General features: G+C 38.9%; 16 protein-coding genes and 1 pseudogene. 12 read left to right on the top strand and 5 right to left on the bottom strand.

Translation table 11 applies throughout. The features are described 5' to 3' along the window. Positions 1-24 precede the first annotated feature (24 nt). Positions 25-963 carry a tyrosine-type recombinase/integrase gene (locus tag ACYQ03_RS15980; RefSeq protein ID WP_459910954.1) on the top strand — a complete coding sequence of 313 codons (939 nt, stop codon included), beginning with the start codon at positions 25-27 and terminating at the stop codon, positions 961-963. A gap of 186 nt (positions 964-1,149) precedes the next feature. Next, positions 1,150-2,133 carry a hypothetical protein gene (locus ACYQ03_RS15975; RefSeq protein WP_459910953.1) on the top strand — a complete coding sequence of 328 codons (984 nt, stop codon included), beginning with the start codon at positions 1,150-1,152 and terminating at the stop codon, positions 2,131-2,133. A 291-nt stretch (positions 2,134-2,424) separates the two neighbouring features. Here the strand turns inward: ACYQ03_RS15975 and ACYQ03_RS15970 are convergent, their stop codons facing one another. After that, complete coding sequence (locus ACYQ03_RS15970) at positions 2,425-3,165, bottom strand: Abi-alpha family protein (protein ID WP_459910952.1); 741 nt, start codon at positions 3,163-3,165, stop codon at positions 2,425-2,427. 102 nt (positions 3,166-3,267) lie between these two features. Then, positions 3,268-5,055, bottom strand: a complete 1,788-nt coding sequence (locus tag ACYQ03_RS15965; RefSeq protein WP_459910951.1) for a GmrSD restriction endonuclease domain-containing protein — start codon at positions 5,053-5,055, stop codon at positions 3,268-3,270. A gap of 532 nt (positions 5,056-5,587) precedes the next feature. Between ACYQ03_RS15965 and ACYQ03_RS15960 the strand changes: the two genes are divergently transcribed. Further along, complete coding sequence (locus ACYQ03_RS15960; protein ID WP_459911433.1) at positions 5,588-5,767, top strand: hypothetical protein; 180 nt, start codon at positions 5,588-5,590, stop codon at positions 5,765-5,767. On the opposite strand, the gene istB (ACYQ03_RS15955) is transcribed toward ACYQ03_RS15960, so the two are convergent. Then, complete coding sequence (istB, locus tag ACYQ03_RS15955) at positions 5,761-6,534, bottom strand: IS21-like element helper ATPase IstB (protein ID WP_459909266.1); 774 nt, start codon at positions 6,532-6,534, stop codon at positions 5,761-5,763. The genes ACYQ03_RS15960 and istB (ACYQ03_RS15955) overlap by 7 nt on opposite strands. Then, positions 6,531-8,000, bottom strand: a complete 1,470-nt coding sequence (gene istA / locus ACYQ03_RS15950; protein WP_459910950.1) for an IS21 family transposase — start codon at positions 7,998-8,000, stop codon at positions 6,531-6,533. Before istA (ACYQ03_RS15950) ends, istB (ACYQ03_RS15955) begins: the two co-directional genes overlap by 4 nt. A gap of 135 nt (positions 8,001-8,135) precedes the next feature. On the opposite strand from istA (ACYQ03_RS15950), the gene ACYQ03_RS15945 reads away from it, so the two are divergent. From ACYQ03_RS15945 to istB (ACYQ03_RS15930), 4 genes are all read left to right on the top strand, one after another. Further along, on the top strand, positions 8,136-8,780 hold the full coding sequence (locus ACYQ03_RS15945; RefSeq protein ID WP_459910949.1) for a Mu transposase domain-containing protein: 645 nt from the start codon (positions 8,136-8,138) through the stop codon (positions 8,778-8,780). Beyond that, a complete protein-coding gene (locus ACYQ03_RS15940; RefSeq protein WP_459910948.1) occupies positions 8,777-8,923 on the top strand; it encodes a hypothetical protein in 147 nt (48 codons plus the stop codon). Before ACYQ03_RS15945 ends, ACYQ03_RS15940 begins: the two co-directional genes overlap by 4 nt. A gap of 158 nt (positions 8,924-9,081) precedes the next feature. Next, complete coding sequence (gene istA / locus ACYQ03_RS15935; protein WP_459906871.1) at positions 9,082-10,629, top strand: IS21 family transposase; 1,548 nt, start codon at positions 9,082-9,084, stop codon at positions 10,627-10,629. Further along, positions 10,629-11,375 carry an IS21-like element helper ATPase IstB gene (gene istB, locus ACYQ03_RS15930; protein ID WP_459906873.1) on the top strand — a complete coding sequence of 249 codons (747 nt, stop codon included), beginning with the start codon at positions 10,629-10,631 and terminating at the stop codon, positions 11,373-11,375. The genes istA (ACYQ03_RS15935) and istB (ACYQ03_RS15930) overlap by 1 nt, the downstream gene beginning before the upstream one ends. Positions 11,376-11,608: 233 nt before the next feature. Here istB (ACYQ03_RS15930) and ACYQ03_RS15925 read toward each other — a convergent pair. Beyond that, positions 11,609-12,861, bottom strand: a protein-coding gene (locus tag ACYQ03_RS15925) for an IS3 family transposase (protein ID WP_459908225.1) whose coding sequence is annotated in 2 segments (ribosomal slippage) — positions 11,609-12,495 and positions 12,495-12,861 — 1,254 coding nt in all. Because the reading frame shifts where the segments join, the coding sequence is not laid out codon by codon here. 325 nt (positions 12,862-13,186) lie between these two features. Here ACYQ03_RS15925 and tnpA point away from each other — a divergent pair. The 5 genes and pseudogenes from tnpA to ACYQ03_RS15900 all read left to right on the top strand — a co-directional run bounded on the left by tnpA (position 13,187) and on the right by ACYQ03_RS15900 (position 16,531). Further along, a complete protein-coding gene (gene tnpA / locus ACYQ03_RS15920; protein WP_459907871.1) occupies positions 13,187-13,558 on the top strand; it encodes an IS66 family insertion sequence element accessory protein TnpA in 372 nt (123 codons plus the stop codon). After that, on the top strand, positions 13,548-13,904 hold the full coding sequence (tnpB, locus tag ACYQ03_RS15915; protein ID WP_459907869.1) for an IS66 family insertion sequence element accessory protein TnpB: 357 nt from the start codon (positions 13,548-13,550) through the stop codon (positions 13,902-13,904). The genes tnpA and tnpB overlap by 11 nt, the downstream gene beginning before the upstream one ends. Before the next feature lie 95 nt (positions 13,905-13,999). Then, positions 14,000-15,535: pseudogene (gene tnpC / locus ACYQ03_RS15910) on the top strand (IS66 family transposase). Positions 15,536-15,589: 54 nt separating this feature from the next. Next, positions 15,590-16,162, top strand: coding sequence for an IS21-like element helper ATPase IstB (gene istB, locus ACYQ03_RS15905; RefSeq protein ID WP_459910947.1), 573 nt, complete (start codon positions 15,590-15,592; stop codon positions 16,160-16,162). A gap of 48 nt (positions 16,163-16,210) precedes the next feature. Further along, a complete protein-coding gene (locus ACYQ03_RS15900) occupies positions 16,211-16,531 on the top strand; it encodes a tyrosine-type recombinase/integrase (protein ID WP_459910946.1) in 321 nt (106 codons plus the stop codon). Positions 16,532-16,534: the final 3 nt, after the last annotated feature.

Genomic DNA, 16,534 nt, shown 5'->3' with positions numbered 1-16,534 from the left:
GTATAATAAAAGAGGTTCATCGTAATGACTAAACCTTTACGCTTACTAACTAACAATACCATAACATTCCAAGAAGCTATTAACAAGTTTCTCGAAGAACTCGAAACCCAAGGTAAGAGCAACCTCACCGTTACCAACTACCGCGTTGACCTAAACAAGTTCGTCGAATGGCTTGGCAGACACGACCCCCACACCACCCCCGCCACCCCCGGGGAAATAGGTAGAGTAGTAATAAAAGATTACGCACAATTTTTGAAAACTTCGGGTGAGTTCGCGCCCGCCACCGCCAACCGACGTATCATTTCGCTTCGGGCGTTCTTCAAATACTTAACCGACAAGGGCGTTATCACTTCCAACCCGACAACTGACGTCAAAACAAAGTCAATCCAAGCCCAAAACGAAGTTAAATGGCTTACCCGTCCCGAAGTAAGTAAGCTTTTCCATGCGATCGAAACCGCGCCCCGCGAAGGAAAAGAAAAGAAAGCCCGCGACAAGGCGATTCTTTCAATCTTGGTGAACTGTGGCTTACGCGTTTCCGAACTGGCTAACCTACGCACCGCCGACGTCGATCTTGACAACGGGATATTGACAGTATTTAGCGGCAAGGGCAACAAGTTCCGTAAGGTTCCGTTGGGTAAAGCTACGGTCAAAGCCGTTAATGAATATTTAGAGCAACGGAAGGACGCCGAAACCGATTACCTTTTTACTTCTAAGCGTTCGCCCAAGCTTACAGACCGAGCCGTTCAACATTTATTTGAACGAATATCCAAGACTGTAGGCTTTGAAGTTACTCCGCATATGTGCCGACATACATTTTGTAAGCAGATTGCCGACAAGACCGGGAAGTTGGAAGTTGTTGCGGATTTGGCGGGTCATAGCAATATTGAAACGTCCCGGCGATATGTAACCCCAAGTATGAAGGAATTGAAGAAGGCAGTTGAAGACGTGGAGTTTGAAGCATGATCTAAGTATGAATCTCTCAAGAGATGCATAATTTTTAATAACAAACCGGGGTTTAAACTCTGGTTTCATACTACATATCACATTTAAAAGATAACAAAATTATGGTAATATTTTTATTATAGTTGTTTATCAAAGAATACTATAATTCCAATTATTGTAAAGATTTTATTGTAGGAGAGAGTATAGATGAGTCAAAAAAAGGTAATATACTTAGATCAAAATAAGTGGATAGAACTTGCAAAAGCAATACTTAATAAACCTGGCAGTGAAAGATTCGAAGATGTAAAAAATAAAATACTGGAGAAAGTAAAGAATGAAGAATGGGTGTTCCCATTATCTATAATTCATCACATTGAAACAATGTCTAGATTGGATACTAGATCAAGAATCGAATTAGCAAAGGTGATGGGTGAAATATCATGTAATTACAGCATTCTACCTTATATATATATTGATAAAGCCGAATTTCAAAATTCATTACGAAAAGTATATGATTTAGAACCCGTGGACTTTAAAAATGAAGTTATAAGTAAGGATTTTGTAAAAGCAGTTGGGTTAGATGGAAAATCTTTGATAATTTCTGGCGTAGATGACCCGATGATGAAAGAAGAAATGGAAAGGTTTGCTCGGAGAATCTTGGATAGTCACAATATGTTCTATGAATTTATGCAATTAACTCCGATTATTGAATTGGTCACATCTCTTCAGAGGGATAACGATTTCTATGTAGCTGAATACGAAAAAATGAGGAGTCACTACATTAAAATACCAAAAGAACATAGATATTCTATGTTTATTGTTAATAATTATATTGAAGGTTATAAAAAAGAATTGCTTGAATTCCATATCGCAATGCATAGGATTGGAATACCTAAAGAGAAAATGTTTCCTGAAAAGTTGTTTGCTACTAAAGAAAGTACTTTGGACTTCTTAGAATCAATCCCTTCTTTCGCAATACAAATTAGATTAACTTATGAAATTATAAACAATGTTTCAAGAAATTTTGATAAAAATGATTTTAAAGATATAGCATTTTTATCTACAGCGGTTCCCTATTGTGATGTTGTAATTACAGAAAGGCTTTGGGTTGATTTGATAAAACGAAATAAACTTGATGTAAGGTATAATACGTTTGTTACAAGTAGCCTAAATGATTTACTAAATTATTAAGATTTAAATAGAATAAGCAACAAACGCTATAAAATCCGGGCTTCATTCCCCGGGTTATTGTTTTTCTACGGGTTAAAATATCTTGACCTAAGAGGGGGACGGCTTATGACGACCCGAAGCCTTTAATATTTTATTTAAAGGAACTTCAAAAAGAATAGTTCAAGTGTCAAATGGGTTTGTGATTACGGAACCATAATCAGAAGAACAAAGCTCGAAATTAACGTAATATACGGGTATTGTGGAATAAAATTTCAAAAGGTTGAAGAACAAGAAGACCGGGCGTAAGCCCGGTTATTCATTGACAGTTTTTGTATCAACAATTTTACAATTTCTTATAAAATCGATTCCAAGTGGTGTAAATTTGATAGTATCCGTATTAATGTTCCAATTATGATTATAATATGGTTCAGCCTGTCTACCCCAGGTATAACTAAACATTCTTTCTTTGTCTAATTCGTTATAGATTTCTTCACTAAGGCATGACTTTATTATGTTAAGTCTAAAAAAGTTTTCAATATATAAATAAAATTGCTCGACTACAATACCATATTTTTTTTCGTAAGCTTCTTTCATATAGTTGATATAGAATTTATTCTCTAAGTTATTTTCATATAAGAAATCCAATATTCTCGCTTCTTCAGGACTAATCTGCTTTAGTATTTCTATGTAACTAATTAGAATATTACCCATATTATTGGGGTCAGCCGCGTTAATTAGTAGACTTGTCCATTTGTCTTGTATAAATATATCCTCCTCTAGCGAACCGTTTTCTAGTAACGGAACTATAACCTTAACAGGTATCTTTTTTGGAGATAAACCGTTTTTATCGAAAAATTTTTTAGCCTTACACAATATTCTTACTTGATTTTTTACTCTAAGGTATCTTACATTATCATGGACAAGATGACTCAGTTCGTTTAGAGGGTCTTTTATTAAAGAACCTAAAAAACTAGTTGCATCTTCCAGCATTTTCTTAGTTAAACCCAAGGTTTCAACCACTTCATCTAATAATGGCAATTCTTTATCTTGCATAGAGCCCCCCCCTACACATTTTCTTTAACGTTTTTGTTCAGCTCTTAAAGCGTGAGTCATTACTTCCTACAGAAAGGACTAATCCGGGGCAAATAACTGTAACTATAAATGTATCTTAATCAGTTCAATAATTAATTCTTTCCTCTTTTGCTTAAAGGTATTGAATTTTTCAAAAGTAAAATTATCATCCATAACCAAATCTTTTAATATACAATGTCTGAATAATTCCTGTGATGAAAATTCAACATCCCCAACTATATTTGGTGATTTCAAATAATCAAAAGGTGGTCTGTCCTTAATTTTTAAATTACTCTCTTGCGTAATAAGTGTTCTATTTAGTATAGTGTTGGCTTCATTTCCCTTAAGTCCATATAGTTTTAGGAACTTTTTGGGATATATGTGGTGGTCATTTAATTGCCTCTCTTTTAGGAATAAGATACTTGTTCTTTGATTACTAAAATCTTGGATTTGATTTAACGTTATAAGGTTCAAAATTGCCTTATATTGTGCGCTTTGAGAAGAAGCAAGGTTTTCAAGGTAATCATAATTTCTACTTTGATTTGTGTTAATCAATTCTGGAATTAAGTTATCATCATCAAACCAGCCTTTTTCCTTATCAGTACCCAATATATCCTTAATAGCTCTACTACTTTTTGAATCAGTTGCATTTGAGAAATATTCGGTAAACACACAATGCCAGTACCATTTGTTTAATTTTGCTTTGCAGTTATTTTCATTATCAATAAACTTTTTGTTATTAATAATGATTGCTATCACTGGTAACATATCTTTGTATGGAAAAAAATCCAAACCCAAAACTCCAAAATTATTCTTAATATAATCTAGTGCTTTAGCCGAATATGTAACTGCTTTATTCCAGTAACTCTTTATTTCATTAGGTTTTAAACTTAATAATTCTGATTTATGGCAAGATTTTTTACATAATAAACCGATTATCTTAATGATAGAAAGTCCAATTAGAGAGTCTTTATCTTTGTCAAAGTCATTGAATATATCGTTATTTTCAAAAGCAACATCTAATTCATTTCTAAGAATAAATCCCGAAGGAAAACATTTAGCATTTAATAAGTCAAATATAGTTAGTTTTTGACCTGTTGAATTAATAGTTTCAAAAATGGTACATACAATATTTGGGCTTGTATTCTTATCAATAATTATTTCACTAGCTTGATAAGAAGTTATCGATTCTACAAGTTGACGTATAAAGTAGCTTTTGCATTTTATTAGCATTGCATGTTTATCCATGTCTAATTGGCGATTTTCATTTAAAGCATTAGACATAGAGTAAGTATCCAGCCACTGTGAATAATCATGTACATTATGTCCGTGCAAAATAATATCTAATGGAAAAAAACCTTTAGCTCTTTGGTCATCAGGATGAGTAATAGCGTCATGTTTAGGCAAACAAACTAACCAGTCTTCAATTTTATCTTCAATTATTGACACAATGGTATTTCCTTGTTCCTCTTTAATGTCATCAATAAACTTTTTATAGTTAAAATAGAACCTATACTTACCTTTCCCATAAAAAATTTGGTATGCTGTTGTTGACCTTTGTTGACCATCTAATACTAGTAAACTGTTAGCTTTTTCGTTCAAATTTATCCCAATTTGTTCGCTGTTGACATGTTGGTCATTTACATTAGACTCAGTAATAACACCATCTACAGATTTACAAGCATATTCACCTGAATTTTGCATTAGTAAAAAGCTACCAATGGGATAGCCCTTTAATAATGATGAAGCAAGCTTTAGCATTTTCGCTTTTTTCCAAACAAAGTCTCTTTGAAACTGAGGAACTAATATATTCTCGTTATGTACTTCTTCTAGGTATTCAGATAGAGAAATGTTTTTACTTGAATGAGCCAATATAAAACCCTCCTTATATAAGAGCTTCTTAAGAAGATGTTGTAATAATTTCCATGTAAATCACATAACTCCTTCTTGTTGAGATAACAATAAATAATTATGAAAATATAACATCTTTCTAGCAAGACCATTGAGAAAAGAATTAAAATCGAAGACGTAGTTCCCAAACAATTCAAGAAGGAAATCTTTTAAATGTTTATCTCTAATTTTGAAAAATACGCAAAATACTTATAGAACTAGAAACTTAGTACCAGACCACAAATGTTATCCGAATATCGTAGAAATTCCACCAAAGCGGCTACTTGGATATTTTGAAAAATATAACCCGGGATATTTGACCCAGGTTTCTTTCCTAAGCTAACCTTGTAGTCAAAAAATAAGGAGAACGCGCAGAATGGATAGAAGATAATGCAGAAGCCATTCCCTAACTAGGTGCGTTGGGATATGGCTTCTATTAATTGAAGGTAATTAATGAGAACGTCTCTAGTTTTGTGTAATTGGATATAACTACCAATAAGGAGTTGATTCAATTATGCAAGACACAAAGAATCGGTTAGTAGCGGAATTAGCTAAAGAATGTAAGAGCATGGATGACATTCATAACATGCTGAAGGACCTCTTTAAGGATACAATTCAAAAGGTAGTAATGTCAATCAAAAAGTTGACCACCGTGACAACCAAAAAATTGACCACCCTCGAGGCGGTTTATTGATTTAAATCTGGGTCTAGTTTTTCCTTGCTCTCTTTAAATCGGTAAGACTCACCCACAAACGGAAGTACATGGGCATGGTGCGTTAACCGATCTAGGAGAGCGATTGTTAGTGCATTATCCCCAAACACCTCCTCCCAACGTGAAAAATCTAAGTTTGTAGTTATGACCAGGCTTCCCTGTTCATAACGCTCAGAGCAGAATTGGAAGAGAAGGGGGCTACCGGTACCAAGGTTTATGTAGCCAAGCTCATCTAAAATAACAAGGTCATATTTATTCCAGATCTTAAGGTACCTCGGGAGGCGATACTCACTCTCTGCCTTTAAAAGTTCTTGAATAAGGTCATAAACCTTTATGAATCTTACCCTGTATCCCAGCTGAATAGCTGTAATCCCAATGGCTGTGGCAATGTGCGACTTACCAGTGCCAGATTGGCCTATGCAAATGACATTTTCTCGTTCTTTGATGAATTTGCATTCTGCCAAGGAGATAACCTTTGTCTTAGGAAGTTTAGGAATACTGGTGAAATCAAAGCTTTCCAGAGTTTTAATTTCACTAAATTTAGCTTGTTTCAGTCTTGTAGATAATCTTTTTTGAACCCGTATTTCAACTTCCTTAGCTAGACAAGCAGCTAAAAATGAAGTGGGTGTCTGGTTTTGTTCCATGGCATCCCGGGCTAGTTCTCGGAAAGAAGCTTTTAACCCTGGAAGCTTAAGTTGCTTGCAGTAGATATCCACCATGGCCTCCCGTGGATCTAAATGCTCACTCATGTTGTGGCACCCCCTATGAGGTAATTAAACTTAGAGGGGCTGTCAACGGGAATGTCCAGGTTGGGAAGTGTATTGGTAGCGACCCCTTTGACTGTATGTTTTATTCTTAATCCTTTAGATATCAACAACTGTCGTATGTGCTCAAGCCCTATGTAGCCTGATTTTAGACTATCTTCTACGGCAGTTAATACATCTTTGAAATTATACTCCATGTTTAGGAGAAGAATTTTAGCATATTCCCGATATCCTTCCGGAGAACGTTTACACAACATAACCCTTAGTTTTTGGTAAACTTCAGGAAGCTTTCTAACTACCAGGGCATTCTTGGCAGCCCTTGGCTTCCGTGCAATTACAGGTAGATAGTGTTCCAGTTCCATGACTTTTTCGCCACGTTTATAGGAACGGTTATGAACAGCTACTAATTTGTTACTGTCATAGACTTCTAGCTTATCCACAAATGCTTCTACCCGGAGTCTTTTGTGTCCACAATCCATGGGAACTGAGTAATAATTGCGTTCAAACTGGAACAGAAGTAAACTGTTAGCCTTAACTACGTTGGTTTTACAACATCTAAAAGGACTTGCTGGCAAAGGTCTTAATTCCAGGCGTTCCAATTCCCAATTTTTAGCGTTAGTTTGGCGTTGTTTTTCACACCAGCTTATTAATTTCTGATTTAGTTCTTCAAGGGAATTAACCCGTGGTAAGGGAACCATGGCATTACGCCTTACATATTTAACAAGGTTCTCTACGGTACCCTTCTGGTTAGCCCTACTAGGGGTGCAAAACTCACTGTCAAATAGGTAATGGGATCTTAGGCTAGATAACATGGTGTGTTCAACCCTATATGGCCCTTTTAAAATCTTAGTAACTGCTGTCTTTGGGTTATCATACACAATGGTCTCGGGTACTCCACCTAGCCACTCAAAGGCAAGTCTATGACCTTCTAGAAATGCTTCTAATTTTTCAGTAGGAGAGGCCCAAACAAATGGAACTAAACTAGCTTTAAGTCTTAGACAGAAAAGGCAAACCTCGGTTAAGCGATCATTGATGTAGACCTTTGCTCTGCCCCAGTCTACCTGGGCTTGCTCACCCCAATCAGCTGTAAGTGGAACGAACACCTCTTTAGTTGTATTTCTTTCTAACTGGATGAAACGTCTTACCGATGATTCGCTGCCAGTAAAGTCAAACTCTTCGCAGAGTCGGTTAAAAATACGTCTGGCAGTATGCCGTTGTTTAGGAGGCTGGGTTTTATCGAATTCTAGCCATTCCCTAATGATATTTTTGTATGGGTCCATAACTGGACAAGGCTTGTTTTGGGATAGGTTGTATTTTGGTATGTCTGAGCTTTGAAGAGCTTTACGGACGGTCTGCCGTGCAACGTTAAGGTTACGGCTGATTTTACGTATTGACCAACCTTCAATAAAGTGCTTTTTTCTGATATACTCTATATCGACCATCTTGAGCATGTCCTTTCCTCCTGTATGTTGTTGTCTCGTCAACTTCAATCATACAGGATAGGGCTCTCGGGGTGGTCAATTTTTTTATTATCACTGGCCACCAAGGTGGTCAACTATTATGTTAGCACTACTAGTTGTGTTCCCATGGAGCAATTGGTAGAAGAACAAGCTTATCTAAAACCCATTCCTAATATAGATACACCACTCCCAGTATATGAATCCCGTAAGGCCACCAAAACAAGCTTAATTTCGATTGATAATAACAAATACTCAGTACCTTCCTTTTTATCCCGGAAAACGGTAAATTACCAGCGTTATGAAGATCATATTGAAATCATTCACCAGAATAAAGTTATTGCAAAACATAGATTGAACCAGGGTAAAGGAAAGACTGTTATGGACGATGCCCATTACCCGGAACATAACAAGCAAAAAGCCCCAAGAAAATGTGCCTTACAAACTGAATTTGAGGCACTGGCGCTTGAAGCAGCCGCCTATTTACAAGGATTAAGTCGTTATCAACCGGGGCACCTAAGGAGGCAAATGGAAGAAATTATTCAACTAAGCAAGCAATATGATTCTGAGGCCATTAACCAAGCTATGAAAAGATCTTTATCCTTTAATGCCTTTGGCTACTCAACACTAAAACGAATTCTTAAAAAACAAGCGTTAGATCCTAAAAGTTTGCCTGATGCACCGGATAAGAAAAGGAAAAAGGAGCTTGACACATCTTATCAGGTGGATGTTGAAAAACGTGATATGAACTATTACGGGGGTGTGGTTTCATGATACGCAAAATGGCCGTAGTAGACCGATCTACACTGGATCAGAAATTAAAACGCTTAAAGCTTGGACATATCCGGGAAATTCTAAATGACGCTAACGAACTAGCTATGGAGGAGGAACCTAGTTATGTTGATTTTCTAGGGTGAATAATATGACGAGATAGAGCCACCGTTCCGATTTGTGAGAGCCACCATGTGCATGAAATAGAGCCATCATGGTACTCAAGAGAGCCACTGCCCTCTTAATCCCCCTATAATGGAATTTGCACTTCTTCAGTGTAAATAACATCTAGGAGGATCAGCAAATGATCAAGTACCGTGAAATCCTTCGGCTCCATAGCCAAGGCATCAGTCAGCGTGGCATAGCAGCAAGTTGCCAATGCTCACGTAACACCGCATCAGCTGTTATTCAACGAGCAGATGAATGTGGAATATCCTGGCCGTTTGAAAAAGACCTATCGGACAGCGAGCTTCAGGATTTAATGTTTCCCGAAAAGGCCCTACCCACTTCGAGGAAAATTCCAGATTGTGAGTATATCCACAGGGAGATGGCAAAGAGCGGAGTGACGTTAAGCCTTTTGTGGAATGAGTATTGTGAGCAGTGTAGGCTAAGTAATGAGATTCCCCTCATGTATAGCCAGTTTTGCAGGTATTATCGCAAATATGCCAATACCACAAAGGCCACTATGCATATTGATCGTAAGCCAGGGGAGCAACTTGAAGTGGATTGGGCTGGACAAACAGCCCAGATTGTTGACCGAATTACGGGCGAAACAATTAAAGCGTATGTTTTCGTCGGGGTTTTATCCTGCAGCCAGTATGCCTATGTAGAAGCATTTCTATCTCAGAATCAGGAATGCTGGATTGCAGCCCATGTGAATGCCTACAATTTCTTTGGTGGTGCGACCAGAATTCTTGTTCCTGACAACCTAAAAACAGGTGTGGAAAAGTCTTCTTGGTATACGCCTACCATTAACAAGACTTACCATGAAATGGCTGAGTATTACGGTACTGCGGTTATCCCCGCCCGTGTTCGCAAGCCCAAAGATAAGCCAAATGCCGAAGGTGTTGTGGGTAACATATCCACATGGATCATAGCATCCTTACGGAATCAGAAGTTTTTCTCTTTAAGAGAGTTGAATCATGCAATTCAAGAAAAGCTGGCTGAATTTAATATCAGGCCATTTCAGAAAAAACCAGGGAGCAGGCTGAGCGTATTTCTTGAAGAGGAGAAATCAGCTCTTATGCCACTGCCTGCAACCCCATACGAATTAGCTATCTGGAAGACAGCCACTGTGCAGTTCAATTATCACATATCTGTGGACAAAATGCATTATTCCGTGCCCTATGAATATATCAAGCATAAAGTCGACGTTCGCATAACCAGAAATGTAGTAGAAGTTTTCTTCAACAACCACCGCATTGCTTCTCATGTAAAGCTTCATGGGCGGGTAGGACAATATAGTACCATCGTAGACCATATGCCAGACGACCATAAAAACTATACCTCTTGGAACGCTGAAAGGTTTATTTCCTGGGCAGAAGGGGTTGGTCCTAATGCCGCTACAACCATTAGGGCGATCTTATCTGCACACAAGGTAGAGCAACAAGGCTATAAGTCCTGCATGGCACTGCTAAAACTAGCGGATAAATATTCTGTCACCCGTGTAGAGGCTGCCTGTAAAAAGGCTCTTACTTATACACCACAGCCCAGTTACAAGAGCGTTCAAACAATCCTGAAAACGGGTCAGGATAAAGTTGCTACAGAAGAAGATCCCACCCCACCTAGTAATGAATCCACAGCAAACTTTGGTTTTACTAGAGGTTCAGGATACTACGGGGGTGAACAGTAATGATTAACGAGACTACTGTATCAAAATTAAATGAAATGCGTTTGACTGCAATGGCTGATTCCTTTAGGGAACAGCTAAAGGATAATTCCTACCAGGAGCTAAGCTTTGAGGAACGTTTTGGCCTTATTGTGGACTTGGAGTGGTCTAGACGGAAGAACAATAAACTAGCGAGATTAATTAAGAAGGCTGATTTCAGGTTTCCCAACGCTTGCATCGAGGATATTGAATATCATGCCGACAGAAAGCTTGATAAGGCCCAGTTAACTAGGTTATCTACCTGTAATTATATTCAGGACAAGCATAATGTCATTGTCATGGGTGCATCTGGTAATGGCAAGTCATATCTTGCTTGTGCATTAGGCGTAGCCGCCTGCCGTAATTACTATACCGTTAAATATGTCCGTCTCCCAGATTTGCTCGATGAGTTGGTCGTGGCTAGAGGAGAAGGCGTATTTAAAAAGACCATGAAACAGTACAAAAACGTAAGCCTGCTCATCCTTGACGAATGGCTTCTAGTACCACTGAAGGGGGCCGAAGCACGTGATCTTCTTGAGATCATCGAGGCAAGGCATGGGAATGGCTCAACCATCTTTTGTTCACAATTCGCACCTGGTGGCTGGCACCAAAAGATTGGCGAAGATACCCTGGCAGATGCCATTCTTGATCGTATAGTTCATGATTCGTATTCCATATTTATTGATGGTAAGATCTCGATGCGTGAACGACACGGGCTAAAAGATAAGTAGTTAACCAATTAATGCGGGAGCCATCGTCACCAAATGGGGGTGGCTCTCCCATATGAACATCGTGGCTCTATTTGATGCACATTGAACTGTACCCCAAAAGTTAGACAGATTTATGTTTAAACTCAAACAGGTTTACTGACTGTTCCAGTTATTTAAGTATGCCAAAAGAGGCCCCTTAATTGGAGGATAAGTCTTCTATACACAAAACAAGTTCCCAAGGAAAATCATCATCATTAAGCCGTTTTCTGCAATCTGTATTCTATCGGACTCATGTAATTAAGTTTTTTCTTTATTCTTTTGGAATTATAGTAGTCTAGGTACGCATGGAGTTCCTGGACAAAGTGTTCTACAGAATTAAATTCCTGGTTATAAAGTAACTCAGATTTAAGGTGGCCAAAGAAGTTTTCCATTACGGCATTATCTAGGCAGGTAGCCTTGCGTGACATGCTCTGGCGGATTCCTTTTTTCTTTAAGGCTTCTTGGTAAGCTGCCATGCGATATTGCCATCCTTGATCCGAGTGTAGGATTAGTTCAGTACCATCGGGAATTCTTTCAAAAGCCCGGTTTAACATCGTCATAACTTGATGAAATCGTGGATGGTAAGAAATATCATAGCTGATAATTTCCCCATTATAGAGATCTAATATGGGGGATAGATATAGCTTCTGGCCATAGAGATGAAACTCTGTAACATCGGTAACCCACTTTTCATTGGGTTTTGTTGCTTCAAATTCTCGGTTTAATAGGTTGGGGGCAACTTTTCCGACATTACCTCGGTACGAGTTGTATTTTTTTATTCGTACGAAACAATGCAGATTTAATTCATTCATTAGCTTGAGTACAGTTTTATGGTTGATAGTTATACCTTTCTTTTTTAACTCAGCAGTTATTCTACGGTGACCGTAACGACCCTTATTTTCATTGAAGATCTGCACTATTAACGGCCGAACCGTTGCATACTTATCCGGTTTACATTGGTTTTTCGTGCAATAATAATAAGTGCTTCTTGGAATATCTGCTATTTTAATAAGCTCAGTAACTTTGTATTTATGCCTTAGCTCGTGTACTATTTGAGCTTTATCTTTGGCTGTGACTTTTCCTTTTTCCGGACTAAGGCGTTTAACTTTTTTAGATATTCGTTCTCCATTCTTAGCCTGTTGAGTTCTCTTTTGACTTCATCAGGCAATGAAGACTCGTCAACCTTGGAATTCTTTGATTTTCTTAATATAGCTATATCTTTAGGATCTGAGTCTTGTGGAGGTGGAATTTCACTAACTAGCTGGTCATTATGTTTAGATATATCTCTGTAAAGCGACTTCTTACCTTTTTCAAGATACAAACGCATCCAAGTTTGAATCATCTTATGGGTTACACCATATTTTCGAGCTGTCTCTCGTAGACCCATATGATTGATAAGCACTTCTTCAACAGCACTAACCTTAAAATCCCCTGAATACTGTTTTAGTTTACGGCCCTTTATCCCCATCTTTGGACTCCTTTCGTCTACAAAATGATTATATCATGGTGTCCAACTATTGGGGTTCAGTTCACATAGTGGCTCTCAACAATCGGACTAGTGGCTCTAAGCCATCATAATATTCATCTAGGGTACCTGATCAATTGTGAAATTGAGATGAGGGAAGAAACTCAAAAATCCAAAAGAATGAAAAAGGCAAGATTTCCACAAATCAAAAGTAAGCGTCTAATAAGTCAGTGTATGGAAACTTCCCTAATTCAGTGGGACAATTCTCTAAATTAGAGTTTTTAGAGTTTATCGAGTTCACTCGAAAAACTCTAAAGGAGGTTTAGAGTTGAATACCAGGGAAGTGACCAACCAGTATCGATTAAGTCAGTGGACTGATATTGTCCGAGAATGCCGCAGTAGTGGAAAAACTGTCTCTGCATGGTGTTCTGATCATGACATCAGTCCGGCGAGTTACTATTATTGGCTAAAACGTATTCGTACGGCTGCCTGCGAAGCCCTTCCATCACTCTGTGCCCAAAACAACCCAATCGTTCCGGTAAACATTGCGGGCCCCACTGCTGGTACTGATCCCAGCATGGATCAAAAATCATCGTCAGATATTACAATACGTTTGGGTACTGTAACACTGGAGATTCGCAACAATGCCTCCGCAACGTTGATCGAAAACACCCTGAGGGCACTGCAAAATGTTCGGTGATATCTCGAAAGCGGAGAGAATTTATATCGCCTGTGGTTATACCGATATGCGTAAGTCCATTGATGGGCTTGCCGCCATTGTCCAACAGAACTTTCAATTGAACCCCTTCCAGAACAGTTTGTTTCTCTTTTGTGGTCGAAGACGCGACCGGATGAAAGCACTCTATTGGGAAGGGGATGGATTCGTTCTCCTTTATAAACGCCTGGAAAGCGGAAGCTTTCAATGGCCAATGAATGCTAAAGCCGTTCGCTTAATCACATACCAGGAATTCCGATGGCTCCTAGAAGGTCTTTCTATAGACCAACCTAAGGCAGTGAAAAAGCTTAATATTACGGCCTGTCTTTAAAAGCAAAAAATCCTGTAAATCTGCATGTTTACTGGGTTTGTTGCCATCTTTATGGTATAATGGATACAGCGGAAAACACTAAAGGATCTGTATTCATGAGCGCAACAGAGCAGGTAAAAATACTGGAAAAACGTATATGCGAACTGGAGTTGGAAAACAAACGGCTTCACGATAGCGTTGAATATCTGACGAAAAAATTATTCGGCAGAAGTTCTGAGAAGACATCATCCCTTTCTTTGGGGCAGATGTCTCTTTTTGATGAAGCAGAAACCACAACTGATCCGTTGGCGCCAGAACCTACACTTAAAGAGGTGGATGATTACCGGCGAAAGAAATTTAAGGGTCAGCGGAAGGAATTATTAAAGGATATCCCTCGTGTTAAACGTCTCTGTACCCTTGTTAAAGAAGACCGCTTTTGCGAAGCATGCAACACCCCTCTTGTCCCGGTAGGTGAAGAATTCATCCGTACTGAAATTGAGTTCATTCCTGCCCAAGTGAGGGTTATCGATTATTACCGTTAAACCTTCGAGTGCCGCACCTGTCGTAAAAAAGGTCAACCCTACATGGAGAAGTCACCCATGCCTTATCCAGTAGTACAACATTCCATGGCATCTCCTTCTACAGTAGCATGGGTCATGCATCAAAAGTTCGTCAACGCCTTACCCCTTTACCGACAGGAAAAGGAGTGGAAGACGCTGAGTGTGAACTTAAGCCGTGCTACCATGGCCAATTGGATTATTGCCGCATCCCGGGACTGGTTGGCACCATTGGTGGATTTAATGCATCAGAAGATCTTGCAGGGAAAATATCTGCATGCGGATGAAACAACGGTTCAAGTTCTGAATGAAGAGGGACGTAAGAATACGACCGATTCCTACATGTGGGTATACGCCACTGGCCAACATTGCAAACACCCCATTCGAATCTTCGAGTATCAACCTGGCAGAAGTGGCAAATACCCTCAAAAATTCCTAAAAGGGTTCAAGGGATATCTTCACACAGATGCGTACTCAGGGTACAAAAAGATTCCAGGAATCATACGGTGCCTCTGTTGGACACATCTTCGAAGAAACTTTGTCGATGCCCTTCCGAAAGATATACATAGCCCGGAAGCCACCTTGCCAAGCCAAGGCATCTCATTCTGCAACAAACTCTTCGAGATTGAAAAGACTCTAGAGAACCTTTCGAGCGAACAACGTAAATCGGAGCGTCTGAAACAGGAAAAACCAGTTTTAGATGCTTTTTGGGCGTGGATTGATTCCACCAGAGGTAAGGTGCTGCCAAAATCCAAGCTTAGTGAGGCATTCATCTATGCTCTCAACCATAAGGAAGAGTTTATGAATTATCTTAAGGATGGTAACTGCTCCATTTCCAACAACCTTGCTGAAAACAGCATCCGTCCCTTTACCATAGGACGCAAAAACTGGCTGTTCAGTGGAAGCCCAAAAGGAGCTTCAGCAAGTGCCGCCGTTTACAGCATCATCGAAAGTGCTAAGGCAAATGGTCTCAATCCGTATAAATATCTTAATTTTATCTTCAAAGAATTGCCGGGGGTACAGTTCGGCCAACATCCAGAGTTCCTTGAAGATTACCTTCCCTGGAGTCCAGAAGTTCAAGAAGCCTGCAAGTAGAGAGCAAAAACTTAGTTTACACAAGTTTTTGCTTTTTTCTATCCACCAAGTTATTTGACGCTTACAATCAAAACGCTGGACCAATTTGATTTTTCTTATCAAACATCAATTAATCAACAAAGTTTATATGATTTGGCAGAATTAGGCTTCATTGAGGCTAAGGAGAACATTATTTTTCTTGGGCCAAGTGGGGTCGGTAAATCACATTTATCCACAGCTTTAGGGGTGGCCGCAGTAACAGCAGGTTACACTGTCCGGTTCTATACTTTTACCGAACTTGTAGATGAGTTATACTCAGCCTTGGTAGATGGAGGACTCAGTAGAAGAATTGATTCCATACTCAAAAATGACCTCATTATTTTAGATGAACTTGGGTATGTTTCCATGGATGAAACGGCATCGGATCATATCTTTCAGTTTGTTGCCCAAGCCTATGAAAAAAGATCCCTAATATTAACCAGTAATCTAAATTTTGCGGAATGGGGAACCCTGTTTTCAAATACAAGTACAGCCGCCGCTGTTTTGGACAGGCTGTTACACCATGCCCATGTTTTTAATCTTAAAGGAGACAGTTACCGGATAAGGAACCGATTAATACCCCCGAGCAAAGATGAACCATCGGAATAGTTATAAGCCATTTTAATGTCCATAGTTGACGGTTTTTGATGGCCAAAAGTGTGGATTTTCAAATGGCCATTGACAGTTTTTACCGGGAACTTTGGTAAACCTATGTCACCTGACTACATCTCAGAGAAATTTAGAGACTTTGTTAAGCAACATGATTTACCACCAGTAACCTTACATGGATTAAGACACTCTGCTGCCAGCATTCTAATAGCTAAGGGTGTTCATGCTAAAGGTATTAGCAGTCGCCTAGGTCACAGTGGTATCCAGATTACCATGAATACATATGGGAAGTTTTTTGAGAGCGCAGACAGAGAGGCAGCTGAGAAAATGTCTGGGCTAGTTCCAAAAAGCAAAAGTATAATCAGATAATTA

The sequence above is a fragment of the Desulfotomaculum defluvii genome (genome assembly GCF_054657375.1).
This window is presented reverse-complemented; position numbering and strand designations above follow the sequence as displayed.

Bases quoted from the DNA above. Each gene is read 5' to 3' on its own strand.
- ACYQ03_RS15960 (WP_459911433.1), top strand. From the start codon at position 5,588: ATGCAAGACACAAAGAATCGGTTAGTAGCGGAATTAGCTAAAGAATGT.
- istB (WP_459909266.1), bottom strand. From the start codon at position 6,534: ATGAGTGAGCATTTAGATCCACGGGAGGCCATGGTGGATATCTACTGC.
- ACYQ03_RS15975 (WP_459910953.1), top strand. From the start codon at position 1,150: ATGAGTCAAAAAAAGGTAATATACTTAGATCAAAATAAGTGGATAGAA.
- ACYQ03_RS15980 (WP_459910954.1), top strand. From the start codon at position 25: ATGACTAAACCTTTACGCTTACTAACTAACAATACCATAACATTCCAA.
- istB (WP_459906873.1), top strand. From the start codon at position 10,629: ATGATTAACGAGACTACTGTATCAAAATTAAATGAAATGCGTTTGACT.
- istA (WP_459910950.1), bottom strand. From the start codon at position 8,000: ATGCTCAAGATGGTCGATATAGAGTATATCAGAAAAAAGCACTTTATT.
- istA (WP_459906871.1), top strand. From the start codon at position 9,082: ATGATCAAGTACCGTGAAATCCTTCGGCTCCATAGCCAAGGCATCAGT.
- ACYQ03_RS15945 (WP_459910949.1), top strand. From the start codon at position 8,136: ATGGAGCAATTGGTAGAAGAACAAGCTTATCTAAAACCCATTCCTAAT.
- ACYQ03_RS15940 (WP_459910948.1), top strand. From the start codon at position 8,777: ATGATACGCAAAATGGCCGTAGTAGACCGATCTACACTGGATCAGAAA.
- ACYQ03_RS15970 (WP_459910952.1), bottom strand. From the start codon at position 3,165: ATGCAAGATAAAGAATTGCCATTATTAGATGAAGTGGTTGAAACCTTG.
- tnpB (WP_459907869.1), top strand. From the start codon at position 13,548: ATGTTCGGTGATATCTCGAAAGCGGAGAGAATTTATATCGCCTGTGGT.